Source organism: Salinicoccus sp. CNSTN-B1 (genome assembly GCF_054792835.1).
In genome coordinates this window covers 763,903-784,162 of record NZ_JBTWMN010000004.1, presented here as the reverse complement: position 1 = coordinate 784,162, position 20,260 = coordinate 763,903, and the positions used below count along the sequence as shown (strand labels likewise).

Sequence of the window (20,260 nt, the reverse complement as noted above, 5' to 3'; positions counted from 1 at the left end):
GTAGTCTGTCACCCATCATCCAATGGAGGTGAGATATATGACAACACCAGTATTGATCGTCGGTGCGGGGCCGACGGGGCTTGCGCTCGCCGTCGGTCTCGAGAAGCACAATGTGCCCTTCCGCATCATCGAACAGAACGTATCTTCCGGCACGACTTCCAGGGCGATCGCCGTCCATGCACGAACGCTCGAATTCTACCGGCAGTTCGGCTTGGCTGAGCGATTGCGAGACGCAGGCATCGTGGAAGATGCCATCCATATCCATAAAGATAAAAAGGAGGTGGGCCGCATCCCGCTAGGAGAAATGGGCCGGGGTATCACGCCCTACCCTTATTTGTTGAGCCTCGCCCAAGATGTCCATGAGTCGATCCTGGTTGAATACTTGGAGTCAAAAGGGATCGATATCGAATGGCAGAGCAGTCTGGTGTCGTTCAAAGATAAAGGCGATCATGTCAAAGCGATCATCGACAGCTGTGGGGAGCGATCGGCTTCAACTTTCCAGTATGTATGCGGCGCTGACGGCGCCCACAGCACGGTACGCCACCAACTTGGACTGGACTTCCCGGGCGGGACGTACAGCCAGATGTTCTTCGTTGCGGATGTTGAGAACACGCAGCCGTTCAAAGGGATGTCGGCCGGCTTCCAGGGCAGCGAATTCAACCTTGCCGTCAACATTCGTACAAGTGGCACAGTCCGTCTGATCGGTGTCATCCCGTCCTACCTCATGAATCCAGACCCACCGGAAACCTTTACTCCACTTATCCCGCATGTCGAAAGCGTGCTGCCTGTCAAAGTGGGGACCATCAACTGGTACTCATCCTACAAAGTCCATCACCGCGTGGCGGAATCGTTCAAGGTGGGTCGTGCCTTCATTTTGGGCGATGCCGCACATATCCATAGTCCAGCAGGTGGCCAAGGTATGAATACAGGAATCGGGGACGCCTTCAATCTGGCATGGAAACTGACCTTCACCGTGCAGGGCCGGATGGATGCTGCCGTCCTCGATAGTTACGAGCCGGAACGGATGGCCTTCGCACGGAAGCTCGTTGCAACGACGGATAAGGTTTTCAAGGAAGCAGTCAACCGAAAACGGTTCCGCAACATCATCATGCCCTATGTTCTTCCGCAACTGATGCGTTTCGCCGCAGTGCGCCGGATGCTTTTTAAGATCATTTCCCAAACTAGGATCCATTATCGTGACAGCCCATTGAGCACCAGCAGAAGCGGAAGTATCCAAGGCGGTGATCGGCTCCCGTGGATTAGGCTCGCGGACGGTGATAACTTCAGCCCGCTTGCGAGCGTGGACTGGCAGCTGCACGTCTACGGACGCCTGAACGCCAAAGTTAAAGCGCTGTCCGATCGCTCCGGTCTACCGCTTCACCACACGCCGTACACGAAAGCGATGAAACAGAAGGGCATCCGCAAAAACGCTGTCCTATTGATCCGTCCGGACGGGCATGTGGCAGTGGCTACGACGATTGATGACCTCGACAGTATTGAAGACTATATCGCACGGTTCGGACTGAAGATGGCTTAGAAGAAAAGAGGCAGGATGCTGGTATGCCTTCCTCTTTGAAACTTTGATTATTGGCATGTACTCCATAGCCTGTACCTGGACTATAATGCCCCACTCATAAAGTGCCATTCCAAATACGATACACTCTAAACGCCACCATTCATACTTATTACTGGCGGCGCTGCAGAGCGGCAAACAATCAAATGGCTCATTTTCGTGTATAATGTCTGTACAGTCCGGCCAATCATAAAGGAGGAAAGTTTAATGAAAGAACAGAACCTACCGGGTATCGGAAAGAAATATTCATTGATCTCCAGTGAAGGGCTTGAAATTTATCTGATCCTGCATCTCAATGGAAAAAGAGAATTCTATATTTTGGAGAATGACAGGAAGGTCAACTATAATTTTTCGCTCACCCCAAATGAAGCGATGGATGTCGCCATGAAGATGATGGATGTAAACAAAGACACGGTGGTGCAGGAAGACTTTGAACGATTCCGCCTGATACGTAAACAAATGATGGTGGATTGGTTGAAGGTCAATTCCGGCTCCATCATTGCAGGCCTCACAATTGAAAAAGCAGAACATCATGTCCCTGACGGGGTATCCATCGTCGGAGTAAGCCGTAACAATGATATTACGCCAAAACCGCAGCAGGATTTTGTGATAGAAAAAGAGGATATATTGCTCGTCATCGGAGAATATGATCCTATCGAGGCTTTTGAAGATGCTTGTAAAGTGAGGCAGTAGACATGGATATCTTTACCGTATCCGAACTGTTTTTAACAGGACTGCTGCTGATGGTGCTGTTCGTCGGTGGATTTGCCGCACATAAGTTCAAAATTCCCGACGTCATCATATTTTTATTTTCGGGCCTTGCCCTCGGTCTTTTCATGCAGCATTCGGATTTGATGGAATTTGCCGCTGAAGTGGGGATTGTCATGCTGTTTTTTATGCTCGGCATGGAATTTCCCATTCAACAGTTGAGATATCTTGCCATGAAAATCTACAAGCCCGGCCTGATCGACCTGGCTTTATCTTTCGGGGTTTCCACTGCCATTGCACTGCTGTTCGGCCTCGATCTACCGAGCGCGTTGCTGGTAGGTGGCGTGGCTTATGCCACCAGTTCCTCCATCACTGCAAAATTGCTTGAAAAGAACAACCGCCTGATTAAAAATGACGCCGATTTTCTTCTTGGAGTGCTCATTTTTGAAGATATCATCGCCCCTATCCTGGTCGCGGTCGTCGCAAGTATGTATTTGAGCGGCAGCATCTCGCCGACAGAAATGATTTTCGTCTTCGTCAAAATCATTATTTTAATCATTGGCGCCCTCGCGATAGGAAAAGTGATATTCAGCAATATGAAAGATTTCATAGATCATTATGTATCAGAGGATTTTTTCATCCTGTTCGTCGTCGGGCTGGGTCTGTTATATGCAGGGCTTGCCCTATCACTCGGGTTGTCTGAAGTGCTTGGAGCATTCCTGGCCGGAATAATGCTTGCAGAATCGCAGCAATCTTCTGTATTGCAGAATCAGATCCGGAACCTACGGGATCTGCTCATGCCCGTCTTCTTCATTTACTTTGGTACAACGATAGATATCTTGAATGGCATACCAATGCTCGGACTGTTACTCGTCCTCCTGACTTGGTCGATTGCATCCAAAATAGTTGTCGGTATATATGGTGGCCGACAATACGGATTGAACCGTGAAGAAGCATTGCGTGCAGGCCTGTCCTTCACCCAGCGCGGAGAGTTTTCGATCATCATCGCTGCTTTGGCGACAAGTGATCTGAAAACATTCAGCGGTATTTTCATACTCTTTTCCGCTCTGATTGGAGTCATCATGTTCCAGAATGCCACAAAATGGGCAAAACGGATTGTTGGACCAACCAAATTAAATTCATAATAGACGAAACAAAGGACAGACCTAAAAAGGACTGTCCTTTGTTGTAGATGGAAATATGCTATTCTGCGAACATCCGCATCACGCCGCTTGCCACCGCAAGATCAAAGTATCCTGCACCGACGCATTTATACAATGTGATCTCCTCGTCGGATTCTCTGAGGTATGGGCCATCAAAGTAATCGACGAGCGAACCTTGGATGTCATCCCATCCGATGACACCCTGCTCTACAGCGTGCATCAGTTCACCAGCCTCTTCTTTTATGGCTTCAATGTCATCGACATATACTTTATCAGCACGCTGAATTGTTTCATTATCCATTTCACGCATGGAAGGCTTGAATGATCCCACTCCGTTGATATGGACGCCTGGCTTCAGGTTGCCTCCGTCAAATACCGGTTCAGTCGACTGGGTCGCACAGTTGATGATATCGGCCTTTTCTATAACTTCTGAAACACGACCCGCCACTTCAAATTCCGCCTTGACGCCAGCCGACTTCAGCTGTTCTGCGAAACGATGCGCTTTTTCCTCTGTCCTGTTGAAGAGTACGATTCTTTTGATGTCGCGCACCTCAACCACACCGATGACCTGTTCGAACCCCATATTGCCGGTGCCGATGACACCGAGCACTTCAGCATCCTTACGCGCGAGCTTATCGGTTGCGATGGCGCTCATCGCACCTGTCCTCAGGCGCGTGAGATAGGATGCATCCATCGTCGCTTTATGTTGGCCATCCGATAAATCCGTCACAAGGACGTTCCCTTGCGTTGTCGGCAGGCTGGCATTGGTCGGGAAGATGGACACTGTCTTTATGATGGAAGTCTTCGATGCCCGGCTGATGCATGGCATGTAAAGCATTGAACTGTCTTCATCGACCGGCAGCACAGTCCGGACCGACTGGAGAATGCCGTCATCCCTTAAATCCTGCAGCACGTGTTTAACATCTTCGATCGCATGTTTCATCAAATATTCTTTCTGGATCTGTTCATCAGTAAGTGTAATCATAATAAGCTCCTTCTATACTTTTGCTTTTGCCGCCTGGTCCTGTGCGTATTCGAGATCCTGCGCCTGGACGCCTTTTATCGCCCATACTGCTGTTATTGATACGATTGCGGTAAATATGATATAGAGTGATACAGGTACACTCGAACCGTTGAATTCATTCATCAGGAACTGGGCGATCAATGGGGCAGATCCACCTGCCAACGCAGCTCCGATCTGGTAACCGATCGTAACGCCTGTATACCGTACTTCCCTACTGAATGCTTCAGAGAACATCGTGCCGAGCACTGCAGTGATCGGTGGCCAGATTACGGTCAGGCCAATCAATGTTGCGATGATGACAAGTATCGGTTCATGCGTATTGACGATCAGGAAATACGGGAACGCATAGACCAACATGGCAAACGAACCGATTAAAAACATCTTACGGCGCCCCACTTTATCAGACAAAGCTCCCATGATCGGGATCATGATCGTCGTCAGGAATGCGGCGATGACGATTGAAATCATCATGAATTCAAATGATACATCAAGCTGGCTGGTCCCATATCCAACGATGAACGTCGTGAATATATAGAAGGGCCCCGTTTCAACGAACTTTGCACATGAGGTGATCAGCACTTCTTTTGGATGACGCTTGAATGTTTCGATTAAAGGTACTTTCTGCACGGATTGGGTTTTCTTCGCTTCCTGGAAAGCAGGCGTCTCGTCCAGATCCTTACGAATCCACAAGCCGAATCCAACCAGCAGCAAGCTCAACACAAACGGCACACGCCAGCCCCACGTTTCAAAAGCTTCCGGCGATAACAGCCCTGTCAATATGAAGAAGCTCGTGTATGCCAGCACCAGACCAATTGTGATACCCATCTGGGCACACTGCCGAAAAAGCCACGCTGTTCCTTCGGCGCATACTCTGTAGCAAGCAGTAGTGCACCGCCCCACTCTCCGCCTATACCGAGACCTTGGATGAGTCTGAGGACCATCAGTAAGATCGGTGCCATAAGACCGATCTGTCCATATGTAGGCAATAGGCCAATCAGGGCCGTTGCGATTCCCATCATGCTTAACGTAATGATGAGTGTCTTCTTACGCCCCACCCTGTCTCCAATATGGCCGAATATGACACCACCGAACGGACGGATGAAGAATGACAGTGCCAGTCCAAAGTAGGCAAGCATCGTCGAGACGACCGGATCATCGGTTACAAAGAACTGGTTGTTGAAGACGATTGTCGCGACTGCCGCATACAGAAAGAAGTCGAACCATTCGATCGAGGATCCGACCAGACTCGCGACCAGCACCTTCCTCCTTAATTTTTTATCCATTTCCATACCTCTTTTCCACTAAATTTTACATCAGTTATTACCTTATCATAATATTCTTTAAATTCCCACATCTATTAAATACTCCGGATATTTTACTGTAAGGGGTAATGGTCTAGTATTACTTTTAACTATTTTTCGATAGTCCCATACCTTGTGCATTCTTTACTATGTCAAGAAACTGTTTGGTAAAACCACCTGAATAAATAAAAAAGCCGGTGGACAGAGACCTTACGGCTTCCGTTACCGACAACACTTGAATTATTAGGTTTTTTTCGATTCCGTCCCACGAAAATTGTTTAATTGAACATTATCTGTTGAGAATAATTTTACCGAGAGTATAAATGCTTGTACTGAAGATTCCGACACCTAGAAGGAATAAAAATACCAACCCACCAAAGAAGAATAATGTTTGCATAGTCAAAATCCCCCTTTTATTATTAATTATCTCTTACCATGCTTTAGAGTTTTGAAACAAATACTTGTGGCAAGTGTTTTTTATGTATAAAATATTAATAGAAGATACAATTTGGAATCCATAAGAACGTGTAGAATATTTAAATCTCAATCCTTTAAATCATCACTAGATGGAAATTTCTTATTCAAAAATTTTGTGAAATAAAACTGAATGATAATAACAATAAATAAAGTAATGATGAATTTCACAAAATCATCCATTATTTCAGGAACAAAGAATAATACACACGTATATATAATAGGTAACGCCAAATTTAACCAAGCTTTCTTATTTTCATTCGTCATAAAGTATATCCTTTCGCTTTCTTATGTTATAGAGTTGTTGATATATACCTTCGCAAAATTGGAACAAAGGCATTTTTCTATTTTGCTCAAATAATCCACGAGAAATAATTTCTCATCAACATTAAAAAAGGAGTATTCTATGCTTTTCATATTGAGACTCATCTTTGCAGGTATCACTGCTACATTTTCTTTGTGGGTACTAATCACCGATAACAATCAATTGATGCCGTGGGCCTTTATAGCTATGGCCATGCTATTCCTGACAATCGCAATTGATGACTACATAAAAGGATACAAGAAAACAAGCATCTTATTTCTTGCTGCCTTTGTATATATTATATTTACTTCTATTTATATCTTTTAGTAAGAGCGTAAAATATCTTGTGTAAATGAATAGATGGAAAAAGAACCCTTTATTTTAAAATCAAGCTGTCAATTCCAATCCCAAAAATATAAAACACCTCAAAATGGATGTTCCTCTTCATTCGATAGTTCAACAAAAAAGGATATATTATAGCTGCTAGAGGCATTACGACTAAAATGGCGAATAAGACAATATAAGAAGATCCAAAGAAAAGATTACCTAACAAAATTAAAAAAATCACTATAGGCATAATTAGGGTGCTTCTTTTTCTCATCTGTGCTGTGAGGTACTGTTTCTCCCCACAATATGGACAAATCATTCCACCGATTAATATAAACGACCGCTTAAAGGTCTGCTTCCAACTCCATTTACTACCACAATTTTGGCAAGTCGGCATCGTTGTCTCCTCCCTTCCGCTCATTTCTAACCGCTTCCTTTATTCACTTTAGCTAAAATCCTTTTGACATTCAATTCCTAGAATAATATAATTATACGAATTAACAAAATGGCGCTCAAGCCGCTTTACATCAATGAAATGAGGAAATTACATGCTGTCTCTGCTCGGCTCGGCCGTAAACGTACTGGCCATCATCACCGGAAGCTTCATCGGACTGTTCTGGCGCAACATCAACGAGAATATGAAAACCACCATCATCCAAGGGCTATCCATTACAGTCATCGTCCTGGGCATTGATATGGCCATGGAAAGCAAACGCCTCATCATTGTCGTAATCAGTATAGCGTTCGGCGCCATGCTTGGGGAGAAATGGCAGATTGAAGAAAAGATGAACCACTTCGGCGTCTGGCTGGAAACGAAGACCGGCGCGAAAGAAGGTGGTGTGGCGGCGGCGTTCGTCACAGCGACGCTCGTCTATGTCGTCGGTGCGGTCGGCATCGTCGGGGCATTGGACAGTGGCCTGCGTGGCGATCATACGCTGCTGTTCACAAAGTCGTTGATAGATGGAATCTTCTCCATCTTCCTCACCTCGACACTCGGCATCGGCATCATATTTTCTGCCCTACCGGTGTTTTTGTTCCAAGGATCCATCACCCTGTTTGCAGCCCAGATCGACCGCTTCATCCTGCCTGAAATGATGGCGCAGTTCATCGCCCAGATAACCGGGGTCGGCGGCATCATGATCATCGCCATCGGCATCAGGCTGCTCGGTATCGTCAACATCCGGGTGGCCAATATGCTGCCGGCCATCCCGATCATCATGCTGCTCGTCTTCATCCTATACTAATGTTAATACTAAAAGGCGCCATCTAAAATATTAGATGGCGCCTTTTGATTGTGTCATTCCTAACGCGATCCAGCAGTGGCCTGATCGTCCGCTTTCGCAATGCCGATGCCGGTCTTGGCATTGATCATTGCGAATACGACACATAAGTAGCAGGGAATTGCCCAGATCCAATAATCTGCGACACTCACGCCGAGAATCTCCCAGTAGTAGATGCCGGAGACGCCCCACGGTACGAATGGCAGCAGCATGGTTCCCGAGTCTTCCAGCGTCCGTGACAGATTTTTGGCATGAAGCCCCTGCTTGGCATACGCATCCTGCAGAAGCACACCCACCATGATAATGGAGATCGAAGCGACACCGGCTGTGAATACAATGATTGCACTGCCGAGTATCGTCACACCCACCAGCTGCCATGTGGAGTGGATGAGGCGTGAAAAACTCTCGAGGATCTTATCCAGGCAGCCTGCCGCCTCAACGATGCCGGCGAAAGCATACCCACAAAAGATCGTCACTACAATCGTCGTCATGGAAAATATTCCGCCGCGCGCAATCAGCGTCGTCGCGTTTTCGGACAAAGCTGCCGCATCGAAGCCTGATGCTTTTATCATGTCAGTACTGAAGCCGTTCGCCATCGCAGTAAACCCATCGACGAGTGCGAAGCCGTTGGAGAACATCCCGATGAAGACCGCTACCAGCGACGACAAAAGCATCATCGGCACAACAGGTTTTTGGGTGAAAGCCCCCCATAAAATGATGATGAACGGAATGAGCATGAACAGGTTCCAATTGTAGACCATATCCAACTCACCCAGTAATCCTTGCACATTGTCGGCAGACGGTGAACCATACTCCGTATTGACCCCTACGAAGAACCACACGGTGAGCCCGACGATTGATGCCGGTACCGTCGTCCAGAGCATATGCTTGATGTGATCAAAGAGGTTAACTTCGACGACAAGGGGCGCAAGATTGGTCGTATCCGACAGCGGGGATAGTTTATCGCCAAATACACCACCGGAGATGACCGCACCTGCGGCCATGGCCAAGGAGACATCCAATTCAGCCGCAATCCCCATCAGAGCGACACCTGCAGTCGCTGTGGATCCCCAGGCCGTACCGGTGGCGACGGATACTACCGCCACAATGACGAAGGCCGTGACAAGAAAATAGGTCGGATTGATCATCTGCAGACCGTAGTAGATCATCATCGGCACTGTGCCGGCGTAGATCCAAGTGCCAATGATGATGCCGACAGAAAACAAAATGAATATTGCCGGCATCGCCGTTTTGAGCCGGAGGATGATGCCCTCTTCCATCTCCCTCCACGACAATCCGACACGCAGCGCGATGAGTGCTGCATAGGCTGCTGCAACCAGCAGCAGCGGCTGGATCGGGATGCCGAAGTAGCCGAATCCGACTCCGACGACCAAACCTAAAATTATAAAACATGATATGGATTCAAAAAATGTTGGTGCACGCTTCATATATCCTGCTCCTTTATCTGTTGCGTTATTTTATACACTCCTGATCAGCTCTTCTGCTGATTGTCCTGAAAAGCCAAGGCTGTCCAAGGTAAGTCCACTTTCGTAAAAATCTTCATCAAGCAAGGTCGAGCCTAAAGTGATGATGGCATCAATGTTCGGGGTTGCAACACCAGCTGCTTTCGCCATCCCTGACCATAATACGAGGCCACTTGAAATGTCTTCGGTAAAATATCTGGCGTTTACGGAAACCGGCCCTTTTATATTGGAATAGACTGCGCTTGTATTGAACAGTTCTTTAAGTGTCCGCCCATCATCTTCAAAGTAACCCCGGTTGGCCCTACTCTCTCTCGCATCCTCCAAGTCGTATCCAAACGCCTTGCCGATTGCCATCCGTTCTCTCTCGACCGCCTTCAGCAGTTTGACTGTATGGTTGGTGATGCCTTCCTTGTACAACCAGAATTCGCCTTCCGAATAATCAATCCTGCCGCATTCAATAAAGCAGGGCCAGGATGCACTTCAGGGTTGCCGTTCTCCAATGCTGCATGCCAACTGCTTTCAGCGGGCACAAAGCAGTCATACAATTGTGAACAGACGTTCAGCACTTCGTCCGTCTTCGAGCTCGGGTATGCAGCAAGGAAGACTTTTTTGACGTACAGAGACACCTCGACCCGCGCCTCTTCCGGGAACGCACGCGTGCCATATGTAAGCGAATTGGTCTCCCCGATAGTGAAAGCCTTGTCGATGCCCAATTGCCGGGCCTTATTCACAAATCTCACAGCACCCATCGCGGCTGCACCGTTAATCAATACCACTTGTTTTTCCGTCATTACAGGCGCAAGCTGCTCCGCTATATTTTCAATCGCAAAGCCAGGCACGGTCAACATGATGACATCCGCTCCTGAAACGGCAGCTTCAATGTCCGAGGTGACGTTCGAGAACGGCACAAGACGCTCCCCCTTCTCGTCCTTCAAAGTGATGCCCCCATTCTTTTCGATTGCTGACAAATCATCCGTGAACCCCATCGCGCCGAACAACGAAACCTCGAATCCCCTATCAGTAAGATCTGCAGCTGCAGTAATGCCGCCGTTCCCGGCACCAATGATTGAAACCTTCATGATATCTCCATCCCTTTCTTCAAAATATCCATGATCTTCTCATTTTAGTGCCCTACACCATCGGGTTACCGAATAATACAATAAAAATAAATGCAATAGGCATTCCCAAAATGAACGTCAAAACTAATTTTAATATTTTCAAAAAACCCTCCCCCTTTGAACGTAATTGATATAAAGTTCAGTCACCACACATTTTAAGCTTAAATGTCCTTACACAAACAATCAATCGTTAACTGTATGTTGAAAGACCCACGACTGTGGTGATTTGACTCTATAGCGTAATTTGCACCGGCAGGGGCGCCCTCATCTTACGGAATATAAGTATATTCACTGCCTCATACAAAAACCGCGGCCCTAGAGCAGTGCCCCAGGGCCGTGGTTTCTCTTATTATATTCTGTCGTTTCTTCCTTTGTTGTCATCGTAGTCAAAATCAGACTGTCTTCCATCTGCTCTATCTCTGTCCAGGTCTTTATCAAAGCCGCGATCCTTATCCAGTCCGCGGTCTCCTGCGTCTTCCTGGATGTCGACATCTTCATGGCGTACATCTTCGGACACATGTTCAGTATCTTTGACTTTATCTTTCTTGATGACGACTTCTTCAGATACAACGCTCTCTTTATCGACATTGACACGTTCTTCATTGACCGGCACACGGACCGATTCATCGCTGTCTGTGAAATCGCCGCCAGCTGGACGCTCATCATCCACTTTACGTCTTTCAACCGTCACTTCTTCGCGCTCAACAGGCACTTCGAATTCCTGACGTTCAGTTTCAACATGTTTATCTACGTTGACTTCACCTGTTTGTACATTATCTTTTTCAACATTGAGACGTTCTTCACGCAATTCCATCGTGGCTTCATCGTCATGATTCCGGTCTTTGCGGTCTGCATCGAATCCGGCACCAGGCTTGTCGCCCAGGTTATCGTCTTCGCGGTCGACACCAGGTGTGTGACCTGCTCCCGCAGCGCCTACAGTGCCGCTGCCGTAAGCTGCATCATTTCTATTCATATCACTTTGAGCTGTATCGTTTCTACTGCCTTCATCTGATACATGGAGCAGAATTTTATCTGCATCCAATGCATCCCGGTATTCACGTTCTTCTTCCGAGGACAGGTTCATGCTATTGAGTGTCTGATCTTCAGGGTCATCTCCAGTGAAGAATGACATCACTTTGTCCCAAGTACTGCCTGTAGAATGTTTGATATTAACGCCGGAATAGGCACTAAATGCACCTCCAGCTTGCAGGTCGCGGTTGGAGACGAGTGTAATGTCGTCCTCTGCGACGCCTTCTGCTTTAAGTTCATCAAGTCTCTGTTTTACATCTTGTTCTGTAGGGAGTGCTTCAATCTTACGCATTTTCCATTCCTCCTCGTTACAATTTGTGAGTACTGCGATATGGATATTTCCATATATGCTGGACTCATTCAAAATATACCCATGCATCTATCATTGAAACGTTTTTTCATATGCAATAAAAATAAATGGAACCATGGGAAGTCACCGGCCTACTTCTTCCTGCCTGACTTGTAATCCTTATTGAAAAAATCATATTTAAGTACACTCTCGAATAGCACTCTTATCAGAATGGGTGGAAGGATTATGATCGTCACTATAAAGGCCACGGGAAATGCATCCGGCGAGGAGGCAAGTATTATTCGAATCACTGAATAGGATGTAATCACCCAAGTCAGCCCGAGTACGATTGCTGTTATGTTCCATTCACGCATACCAGACCCTCCATATTCGTAGTCATTCAAGTGTATCATATTACACCCCTCACCATCCTGGCCTCTTACATGGGACGCTGATATCTGATAGAATGGCTTATTATATGCTTAAATCATTTAATAAATAGGGGGGTCACTTTTATGACGGATACAGGATTGGTGCTTGAAGGTGGCGGTATGCGTGGATTATATACGGCTGGAGTGTTGGAATATTTCATGAGTCGAGGGCTCTACTTTCCTTATGTCATAGGGGTTTCTGCAGGGGCTTGTATGGGCGCCTCCTATCTGGCGCGCCAGAAGGACCGCAACCGCAAAGTGAATTTGGACTATATGGACGACAAACGCTACATGTCCTTATCGAACTACATTAAAAAGCGTGAGCTGTTCGGCATGGATTTCATATTCGATGAAATACCCAATACACTTGTCCCATTCGATGTGGATACATTGCTGGAGGAGTCGGAGGAGTTCGTCATCGTCGCCACCGATTGTGAGACGGGGAACCTGCCTACTTCAAGAAAAGGGATTACGACGCCACATCCATCGCGACACTTCTTAGGGCTTCCAGTTCTCTGCCCTTCGTCGCTTCGAGTGTAGAGTTTGAAGAGCGGGAACTGCTGGACGGCGGCATCTCCGATTCGATTCCGATCAAAAAGTCGGAAAATGATGGTTTCCATAAAAATGTCGTCATCTTGACCAAGCCACGAGGGTACTATAAAAAGCCCGGCCGGATATCGAAGCTCATTAAATACAAAAACCATCCGGCAATCAACGACAGGCTTGCCACCCGCTACCGCTTCTATAATGAATCACTCCACTATGTACACAGACAGGAGAAGAATGGTGCAGCTTTCATCCTCAGCCCTTCAGTGGATTTGAAGGTCGGACGTGCAGAACGGAAGAAAGAACGGCTTGAAGCCCTTTATCAACTAGGCTGGGAAGATGCCAAAACCCATTACGATGCACTCCGCTCTTTTCTCAGGCCCACTTCATCCACCCAGACTCAGGGTGCTCAAGGTAAAACGACATAGTACGACCTCTTAAAAGGCGCATACGATGTATGCGCCTTTTAGACTCTTCTACGCTCATTTCCAATAATCATTGGCAGCAGCAATCGTCTGGTAATGGATCGCAATCACCTGGGACGCCATTGTGAGACTGTCTGCATTTTCTGCGTAGTGCCGCCGCAGTTTTTTGCGCACTGCCGCATCGGGCTACGTCAGCCCTACGCCCTTACGTGCCAACTTCACTGCCAGATCGAATCCCTGCTGCGGTGTGTCTGTCTTTAAGGTTGTCAGCCATTCTTTCATAAACGGATCCCTCCCGATATATTGTATGCCTCACCTACATTATATCGAAACCGAGACCTGATTGTAACTTTTTACCATCCCATTCTATGCATAATCATTGTTGTAGTTGTCGACACATCAAAAAATATTCTCTATATTTCCATTTTACAGACAATTATGAGATAATAGAGGTAACAAATATTGGATGAGAAGTACCGTCATTTTCTCAAATGGAAAGGAAGGATATTTCATGGGGAAAGTTACAAAGTTGATTGGTGCAGCGGGGATTCTGGCAGGAGCTGCCTATCTATCGAAGGAAGAAAACCAGAAAACGGTCAAACGCGGTGTAGACAAGGTCATCAAGAAGGCCAGTACCTGGACGGATGACCCTTATATGATCCAGTTGGGCAAGCCAGAACGAAGAACATGATGCCAACATGGTCGACGAGGGCGCGATGACAAGCGTGCTGTACTATAATGAACTGCGTGAAGAAGCGTCTAAGAAGCAGCAATAAAGTAAAGCGGGGAATCCGATGTTTGGGATCCCCGCTTTATTTTTTGACTGCACAATTGGCTCTCTCTAAAATCATTTAGACTGATTCTCTATCCTGCCCATATAAGCAAACAGCTTCTGCAACTCCTCATTTTTCGTTTTGTCCCTCAGTTGATCGAGCAGTTCGGCGTTTACATGGGCATCCGTGTAGTTGCCCAACGCATTCTGGATCTTCTTCATCCTTTTAATGGTCTTCTTATGCTTCTTCCCTGTCAAAGGCCTCAAATAACGGGCAGAGTATCTCAACTTCTTCGCCCGCTTCCTGACGTCATGCACTGCATTGTAATCGGTCATATCCAATTCTTCATATTCTTTGACGAGCGCAGCCCTTTTCGTTTTGAGCCTGTCAGTGATGTAATCCTCAAGACTTGTATCCATTTCGATGGATAACATATCGATTGCCTGCTCGACGGATTCGAGCATTCTATTAAATGCTTCGACGTGCGTTTTGTTGAACGTCCGCTTCATCTCCCTATTGCGTTCTTCCCGCAGATGTTTGAACATATCGTAATAATGGTCGCTCAAGTCCGGCTGCCTCAATGCGATTGTACTGCATACTTCCGTCAGTACATCGAGTTCCCTAAGCCGCCCATAAGTCTTTCCGAATGCCTTCAATTCGCGGTTGATAAGATCATATTCCTTCTTACCGAACGCATGCTTGAGGAAATGGACAATGCTCCTTAGTTTCTGGCGTTCACACGCAATTCATGCACCAATGCCGGATTATATGGATTATTTTCGTAGTCCCTATACGCCTGCTTCAGTTTCTTCAGCCGCTTATATAATATCTCCTGAAGTGCTTCCATTCTGTTCCTCCCCTTTCTCTCATGCTTTTCACCCTACTATACCCTTTATCGACATAATTACTGCATATCGAGAAGTCTCCCTGCCAACTGAACAGATGAATTGATAAATATAAATTCGACTTGTATAGTATGTTTTGTTGCAATAAAGAGTAGAATCTGAGGAACCCTATATGATGACCAAAGCATATGAACCATTGTTCGAAACGGTGCAACTGCCAAACGGTACTGCACTCAGAAATAGATTTGTCCTCGCACCCCTGACGCATATTTCTTCAAATGAGGATGGGACAGTATCCGAGGCTGAAATTGAATATCTCCGTAAACGCTCCAAAGATGTCGGTCTGGCGCTTACAGCCGCAGCAAACGTCTCAGGCCTCGGCAAGGCATTCCCAGGTCAACCGTCGATTGCCCGCGACTCTGATGTAGAAGGGATGTCCCGCCTTGTTGAAGCAATGAAGGCCGGTGGCGCCAAGGCAATTCTGCAGATCCACCATGGTGGTGCGCAGGCCTTACCCGCATTGACGCCAGAAGGCGACTCGGCTGCACCAAGCGCCATCACCATGCAAAGCTTCAATGAGAAAGAACCGCACGATGCGCGGGAGATCACGCCGGATGAAATAGAGTCGACGATAAAAGCATTTGGCGAAGCGACGCGTCGTGCTGTAGAGGCTGGCTTCGATGGTGTCGAAATCCATGGTGCAAACCACTACATCATCCATCAGTTCGTGTCCCCCATTTCAATAGGCGGACAGACCAATGGGGCCAGGACCGCTACCGCTTCCCGCTCGCAGTGGTGGATGAAGTGGTCCAGTCAGCCAAAAACCATGGAGATGAAGATTTCATCGTCGGCTACAGGTTTTCACCTGAAGAACCGGCTGACCCGGGTATCGATATGGAAATCACCAAAGAACTGATCCAGAAGCTCGTCACCCGCCCTCTCGATTATCTCCACGTCTCATTATTCGACGTCCATTCCACAGTGCGTACGGGTAAATATGAAGGGATGAAGCGCGTTGACCTGCTCCATGAATGGATAGACGGCCGTATGCCATTGATCGGCATCGGATCCATATTCGAAGCGGATCAGGCAGCAGACGCAATCAAGACCGGACGCGTCGATCTGCTTGGGCTCGGCCGTGTTCTCCTGCTTGACCATGAATTCGTCCATAAGATCGAACACGGCAAAGAAGATCAGATTACAAATGTGTTCGATCCGGACAGAACAGACAAGCACGACTTGCCGGAACCCCTTTGGCAGCAGCTCAAAAAAGGATTCTATCCGGTGCCCCGTAAAGACCAGTAAGCATTATAACGATGGTTGTCACCGCCCTTCCCAGGGTAGATGCATTGTAGTACTATCTATAAGGAGGCGTCATGATGACTGATGTTAAAGCCGAAATCGAAAAACTGCATGACTGGACGCTCGAAGACGAAAAGATCAAACGCACCTTCAAATTCGACCGCTATTTGGATGCCATCTCATTTGTCGAGAAGGTTGGCATCTATGCAGAAAGTGTCCAGCACCATCCTAAAATTGTGATCAACCATACCGCAGTTACCGTGTCATGGACGACTTTTCCAGAAAACAGCTTACTGAAAAAGACATCCAAGGCGGTAAAGCGTGTGAGAACATCTACCGGCTGTATGAAAATGAGATGAAATAAGTCAAAAAATAATTGGATAGAATGGAACTAGATCCCTCCAGGTTCACAGATGAAACAACGCATCTTTAAACCTGGAGGGAGTTTTTTTGTGATAGGCAGAGATTCGGTGTACCAAAGAAAAACCATAACCTGAAATTATCGCATAGAAATAGACCCTGGAGGATTCCAGGATCTATTTCATCTGCTTTCATGTTTGTCTCCTGTAAGTACATAGAAGACATGTTCCGCCATATTCTTTATGTGATCTCCGATTCGTTCCAGATATTTTGCACACAATTGGCTTTGGCCTGTCAGGAAAGCATCAGTCTCCTCAAAGATGTCTGATGTGGTGATCTGGACGAAGAGTGCGTCGATATCTTCATCCCGCATGATGATTTCAGTGCAGAGTTCAACATTTTCTGTGTCATAGGCTGTTTTTACATCTGCTAGCATGAGCAGTGCGAGATTTTCCATCGTGGACAAACGCAGCAGCAGCCTTTCATTCGTAATGCGTACCCGCTTCCTCACCTCTCCAAGGTTGCTGATGTTGTCGCTGATCCGTTCGAGATCATCGGCCACTTTGATGCTAGAGATGATGAGCCTGAGGTCGGTGGCCACAGGCTGTTGGGTAGTTATCAGGTTTATGGCCTGTGTGTTGATCTCCTCTTCCAACCTGTTGATCCTGAAATCATCGGCCACGAGTTTTCTTCCATACTCCGTATTTGAGCTCGAAAGGACTCCCGCACTCCCCCTCAGCCGATCGTAGCACTCGTGACCGAGTGCGTTTACATTGTCATAGAGCCTTTCCATCTCATCGGAAAACTTTTCACGGTAGGCCATCATCCAAACCTTCCGGAAACATAGTCTTCGGTACGCTGATCTCTCGGTTTCTCGAAGATGACGTTCGTCCGGGCATACTCGATGACACGACCCTGATAGAAGAACGCCGTGCGGTCTGATATTCTGGCTGCCTGCTGCATATTGTGTGTCACGATGATGATGCTGTAGTCCTTCTTCAGCTTCTGCATCAGATCTTCGATTTTGGTTGTGGAAATCGGGTCGAGTGCACTTGTCGGTTCATCCATCAGAATGACATCCGGTTCAATCGCCAACGCGCGGGCGATGCAGATCCTCTGCTGCTGGCCGCCGGAAAGTCCATAGGCGTTATCGCTCAGCCTGTCCTTCACTTCATCCCATATGGCCGCGCCCTTAAGGCTTTTTTCCACCACCTGATCCAGCACCTTTCTGTTGCGGATGCCATGAACACGTGCACCGTATGCGACATTGTCGTAGATGGATTTCGGGAATGGGTTCGGCTTCTGGAATACCATGCCCACCTTTGTGCGCAGCTCCTCCACAGCCAATGATTTATCAAAGATGCTCTGATCCCTGTAGAGTATGTCCCCTTCCGTCCGCACGATGGGCACGAGTTCCACCATACGGTTCAGGGCTTTTATGAAAGTGGATTTGCCGCACCCGGAAGGACCGATGATTGCGGAGATTTCATTCCTGTTGAAGTCAAGGTCGATATTCTGCAGAGCATGGTTATCCCCATACCACAGGTTGAAGTCCTTTGACTGGAAGACCGGCTGGGATTGCCCTACCGGCTCGATGACCCGAGGCCGACCTCGGGTCATCGGGTCATCTATTATTTTAATATCTTTTCCTCTTTTACTTTTGTCAAAGTCATATTAAAGCCTCCAGATTAAAAACGTTTAGAGTATTTATTCCTTATATAAATTGCTACGGAGTTCATCAGGAACAGGATGAACAGAAGCACGAGTATCGCTGCCGCTGTAATGGACTGGAATTCTGGATTGGGCATTTTGACCCACGAGAATATCTGCATCGGCAGCGCTGAGAATGTATCGAATACACTTGTCGGTGTAAACAGCAGAATCGTCGGTATGCCGATGACGACGAGGGGAGCCGTCTCCCCGATTGCGCGGGAAAGTGACAAAATGATTCCTGTGATGATCCCCGGTAATGAGGCGGGAAGTATGATTCGGGTAATCGTCTGCCATTTTGTCGCCCCCATGCCAATGGATGCTTCACGTATGGAAGATGGAACCGACCGGATGGCCTCTTGGGAAGCCACAACGATGACGGGCAGGATCATAAGCGACATCGTCAGTGCGGCCGCAAGGACGGAATTCCCGAGTCCGGCCATTCTGACGAACAGCGTAAGGCCGAGTAGACCGAACACAACCGATGGTACCCCAGCGAGATTCGAGATGTTTATCTTTATGAAGCCGGTAAGCTTATTTTTGGGTGCATATTCTTCCAGATAAAGGGCTGTACCTACAGAAAGGATGATTGCGATGGGCGCTGTAGTGCCCATCAGCCATAATGTACCGATAAGTGCGCCTCTGATGCCTGCATTCTCAGGACGGCTCGAGCTGAAGTTCGTGAAAAAGTCAGCCGTCAAGTAGCTCCACCCGTCGATGATCGTATCGATCAACAAGGTTGCCAAAACGACCAGTCCCACCAGGGTGCACAGGAGGAAGATGTACTTCAGCACCTTGTTGAGCATCAGCCTTCCTTTCAATCTCTTTCCTATAGACTTTTTATCGATCAATTCCATCTTAATATTCCTCCCTGAATTTCCGTGAGAACCATTGTGCCATCACATTCATCAGCAGTGTGAAGACAAAAAGCGTCATGCCGACGGCGTAGAGGCTGAAGTAGACGTCACTGCCGTAAGTGGCGTCGCCCGAGGCTACTTGAACGATGAAGCCCGTCATCGTCTGTAGGGACTCCATGATGTTCAGGCTTGCATTGGGAGTACTCCCTGCTGCAATCGAAACGATCATCGTCTCGCCGATTGCCCGGGAAACCGCAAGGACAATCGAGGCCATGATGCCCGAAACGGCAGCAGGCAGGACAACCTTGAACACCGTCTCGAGTCTTGTAGAGCCGAGACCGAGTGCCCCTTCCCGAATGGTATTCGGAACGGAGCTCATCGCATCCTCACTCAGGCTTGCAATCATCGGTATGATCATCACTCCGACGACGAGACCTGGACTGATTGCGTTGAAAAGGTTGACTTCAGGCCATACGCCCCTGATCAGAGGAGTGACGAAAGTCAAGGCGAAAAACCCATAAACGACAGTCGGTATGCCGGCAAGGATTTCGAGTATCGGCTTGATTACCCGGCGCACCCGATCGCTTGCATATTCACTTAAATATATGGCAGCCCCAAGGCCAATCGGTACTGCAAAAGCGACTGCAATCACAGTGATTTTCATAGTTCCCATGATCAGGGCAAAAATACCCCACTCAGGGTCAGAGCTGAACGCAGACCATTCGGTCGAAGTCAGGAATTCCACCGGGGAGACCCGGGTGAAGAACATTACCGTCTCTGACAGTAATGTTATAAGGATACCTATGGTCGTCAATACGGATACCGACGTGATGAGAAGTAAGATGATCGGCACTGCCTTCTCCATAAAGACTGTACTCCGTCTGCCCTTTTTATTGTCTATCATTTCACGAATATTATAATCACTCATAATGAACCT

20 protein-coding genes and 4 pseudogenes are annotated in these 20,260 nt (G+C 47.4%); 8 read left to right on the top strand and 16 right to left on the bottom strand.

The window, feature by feature from the left end; all coding sequences use genetic code 11:
- The first annotated feature begins 37 nt into the window (after positions 1-37).
- From ACYF68_RS04555 to ACYF68_RS04545, 3 genes are all read left to right on the top strand, one after another.
- Positions 38-1,537, top strand: coding sequence for an FAD-dependent monooxygenase (locus ACYF68_RS04555; protein WP_461045532.1), 1,500 nt, complete (start codon positions 38-40; stop codon positions 1,535-1,537).
- Positions 1,538-1,780: 243 nt separating this feature from the next.
- Positions 1,781-2,266, top strand: coding sequence for a cation:proton antiporter regulatory subunit (locus tag ACYF68_RS04550; protein ID WP_344701767.1), 486 nt, complete (start codon positions 1,781-1,783; stop codon positions 2,264-2,266).
- Between the two features lie 2 nt (positions 2,267-2,268).
- Positions 2,269-3,426 carry a cation:proton antiporter gene (locus tag ACYF68_RS04545; protein ID WP_461045531.1) on the top strand — a complete coding sequence of 386 codons (1,158 nt, stop codon included), beginning with the start codon at positions 2,269-2,271 and terminating at the stop codon, positions 3,424-3,426.
- 58 nt (positions 3,427-3,484) lie between these two features.
- On the opposite strand, the gene ACYF68_RS04540 is transcribed toward ACYF68_RS04545, so the two are convergent.
- The 4 genes and pseudogenes from ACYF68_RS04540 to ACYF68_RS04525 form a co-directional block, all read right to left on the bottom strand.
- On the bottom strand, positions 3,485-4,429 hold the full coding sequence (locus tag ACYF68_RS04540; protein ID WP_461045530.1) for an ornithine cyclodeaminase family protein: 945 nt from the start codon (positions 4,427-4,429) through the stop codon (positions 3,485-3,487).
- A gap of 12 nt (positions 4,430-4,441) precedes the next feature.
- Positions 4,442-5,751, bottom strand: a pseudogene (locus tag ACYF68_RS04535) (MFS transporter).
- A 561-nt stretch (positions 5,752-6,312) separates the two neighbouring features.
- Positions 6,313-6,510 carry a hypothetical protein gene (locus tag ACYF68_RS04530; protein WP_461045529.1) on the bottom strand — a complete coding sequence of 66 codons (198 nt, stop codon included), beginning with the start codon at positions 6,508-6,510 and terminating at the stop codon, positions 6,313-6,315.
- A gap of 413 nt (positions 6,511-6,923) precedes the next feature.
- A complete protein-coding gene (locus ACYF68_RS04525) occupies positions 6,924-7,271 on the bottom strand; it encodes a TIGR04104 family putative zinc finger protein (protein ID WP_461045528.1) in 348 nt (115 codons plus the stop codon).
- A gap of 151 nt (positions 7,272-7,422) precedes the next feature.
- Here ACYF68_RS04525 and ACYF68_RS04520 point away from each other — a divergent pair, with 151 nt between their 5' ends.
- The gene (locus tag ACYF68_RS04520) at positions 7,423-8,118 is read left to right on the top strand and encodes a DUF554 domain-containing protein (RefSeq protein WP_461045527.1); all 696 of its coding nucleotides are present in this window, start codon (positions 7,423-7,425) and stop codon (positions 8,116-8,118) included.
- A 59-nt stretch (positions 8,119-8,177) separates the two neighbouring features.
- On the opposite strand, the gene nhaC is transcribed toward ACYF68_RS04520, so the two are convergent.
- From nhaC to ACYF68_RS04495, 5 genes are all read right to left on the bottom strand, one after another.
- On the bottom strand, positions 8,178-9,602 hold the full coding sequence (gene nhaC, locus ACYF68_RS04515; protein WP_344701779.1) for a Na+/H+ antiporter NhaC: 1,425 nt from the start codon (positions 9,600-9,602) through the stop codon (positions 8,178-8,180).
- A gap of 30 nt (positions 9,603-9,632) precedes the next feature.
- Entirely contained in the window at positions 9,633-10,055 is a 423-nt protein-coding gene (locus ACYF68_RS04510) for an NAD/NADP octopine/nopaline dehydrogenase family protein (RefSeq protein ID WP_461045526.1), read from the bottom strand.
- Positions 10,013-10,717 (bottom strand): ketopantoate reductase family protein, encoded by a 705-nt coding sequence (locus tag ACYF68_RS04505; protein WP_461045525.1) that lies wholly within the window; start codon positions 10,715-10,717, stop codon positions 10,013-10,015. Before ACYF68_RS04505 ends, ACYF68_RS04510 begins: the two co-directional genes overlap by 43 nt.
- Positions 10,718-11,105: 388 nt before the next feature.
- Positions 11,106-12,077, bottom strand: coding sequence for a YsnF/AvaK domain-containing protein (locus tag ACYF68_RS04500; RefSeq protein ID WP_461045524.1), 972 nt, complete (start codon positions 12,075-12,077; stop codon positions 11,106-11,108).
- A 149-nt stretch (positions 12,078-12,226) separates the two neighbouring features.
- Positions 12,227-12,487, bottom strand: coding sequence for a hypothetical protein (locus tag ACYF68_RS04495; RefSeq protein ID WP_461045523.1), 261 nt, complete (start codon positions 12,485-12,487; stop codon positions 12,227-12,229).
- Positions 12,488-12,589: 102 nt separating this feature from the next.
- On the opposite strand from ACYF68_RS04495, the pseudogene ACYF68_RS04490 reads away from it, so the two are divergent.
- A pseudogene (locus tag ACYF68_RS04490) lies at positions 12,590-13,479 on the top strand (patatin-like phospholipase family protein).
- A gap of 54 nt (positions 13,480-13,533) precedes the next feature.
- Here ACYF68_RS04490 and ACYF68_RS04485 read toward each other — a convergent pair.
- Positions 13,534-13,758, bottom strand: a pseudogene (locus tag ACYF68_RS04485) (hexameric tyrosine-coordinated heme protein).
- 229 nt (positions 13,759-13,987) lie between these two features.
- On the opposite strand from ACYF68_RS04485, the gene ACYF68_RS04480 reads away from it, so the two are divergent.
- Entirely contained in the window at positions 13,988-14,167 is a 180-nt protein-coding gene (locus tag ACYF68_RS04480) for a hypothetical protein (RefSeq protein WP_461045522.1), read from the top strand.
- Positions 14,168-14,323: 156 nt separating this feature from the next.
- Here ACYF68_RS04480 and ACYF68_RS04475 read toward each other — a convergent pair whose 3' ends face one another.
- Both ACYF68_RS04475 and ACYF68_RS04470 read right to left on the bottom strand, forming a co-directional pair.
- Positions 14,324-14,917 (bottom strand): CHAD domain-containing protein, encoded by a 594-nt coding sequence (locus ACYF68_RS04475; RefSeq protein ID WP_461047489.1) that lies wholly within the window; start codon positions 14,915-14,917, stop codon positions 14,324-14,326.
- Between the two features lie 53 nt (positions 14,918-14,970).
- Positions 14,971-15,096: a hypothetical protein gene (locus ACYF68_RS04470; protein ID WP_461045521.1), complete on the bottom strand. Its 126-nt coding sequence runs from the start codon at positions 15,094-15,096 to the stop codon at positions 14,971-14,973.
- Positions 15,097-15,269: 173 nt separating this feature from the next.
- Here ACYF68_RS04470 and ACYF68_RS04465 point away from each other — a divergent pair.
- Together ACYF68_RS04465 and ACYF68_RS04460 are read left to right on the top strand one after the other, a co-directional pair.
- Positions 15,270-16,399: pseudogene (locus tag ACYF68_RS04465) on the top strand (NADH-dependent flavin oxidoreductase).
- 74 nt (positions 16,400-16,473) lie between these two features.
- Positions 16,474-16,755 carry a 4a-hydroxytetrahydrobiopterin dehydratase gene (locus tag ACYF68_RS04460; protein WP_461045520.1) on the top strand — a complete coding sequence of 94 codons (282 nt, stop codon included), beginning with the start codon at positions 16,474-16,476 and terminating at the stop codon, positions 16,753-16,755.
- A gap of 182 nt (positions 16,756-16,937) precedes the next feature.
- On the opposite strand, the gene phoU is transcribed toward ACYF68_RS04460, so the two are convergent.
- The 4 genes from phoU to pstC all read right to left on the bottom strand — a co-directional run bounded on the left by phoU (position 16,938) and on the right by pstC (position 20,254).
- Positions 16,938-17,582 (bottom strand): phosphate signaling complex protein PhoU, encoded by a 645-nt coding sequence (phoU, locus tag ACYF68_RS04455; protein WP_461045519.1) that lies wholly within the window; start codon positions 17,580-17,582, stop codon positions 16,938-16,940.
- Entirely contained in the window at positions 17,579-18,376 is a 798-nt protein-coding gene (gene pstB / locus ACYF68_RS04450; protein ID WP_461045518.1) for a phosphate ABC transporter ATP-binding protein PstB, read from the bottom strand. Before pstB ends, phoU begins: the two co-directional genes overlap by 4 nt.
- Positions 18,377-18,444: 68 nt before the next feature.
- Positions 18,445-19,323, bottom strand: a complete 879-nt coding sequence (gene pstA / locus ACYF68_RS04445) for a phosphate ABC transporter permease PstA (protein ID WP_461045517.1) — start codon at positions 19,321-19,323, stop codon at positions 18,445-18,447.
- A 1-nt stretch (position 19,324) separates the two neighbouring features.
- Positions 19,325-20,254: a phosphate ABC transporter permease subunit PstC gene (pstC, locus tag ACYF68_RS04440; RefSeq protein ID WP_344701843.1), complete on the bottom strand. Its 930-nt coding sequence runs from the start codon at positions 20,252-20,254 to the stop codon at positions 19,325-19,327.
- Between the last annotated feature and the right edge of the window lie 6 nt (positions 20,255-20,260).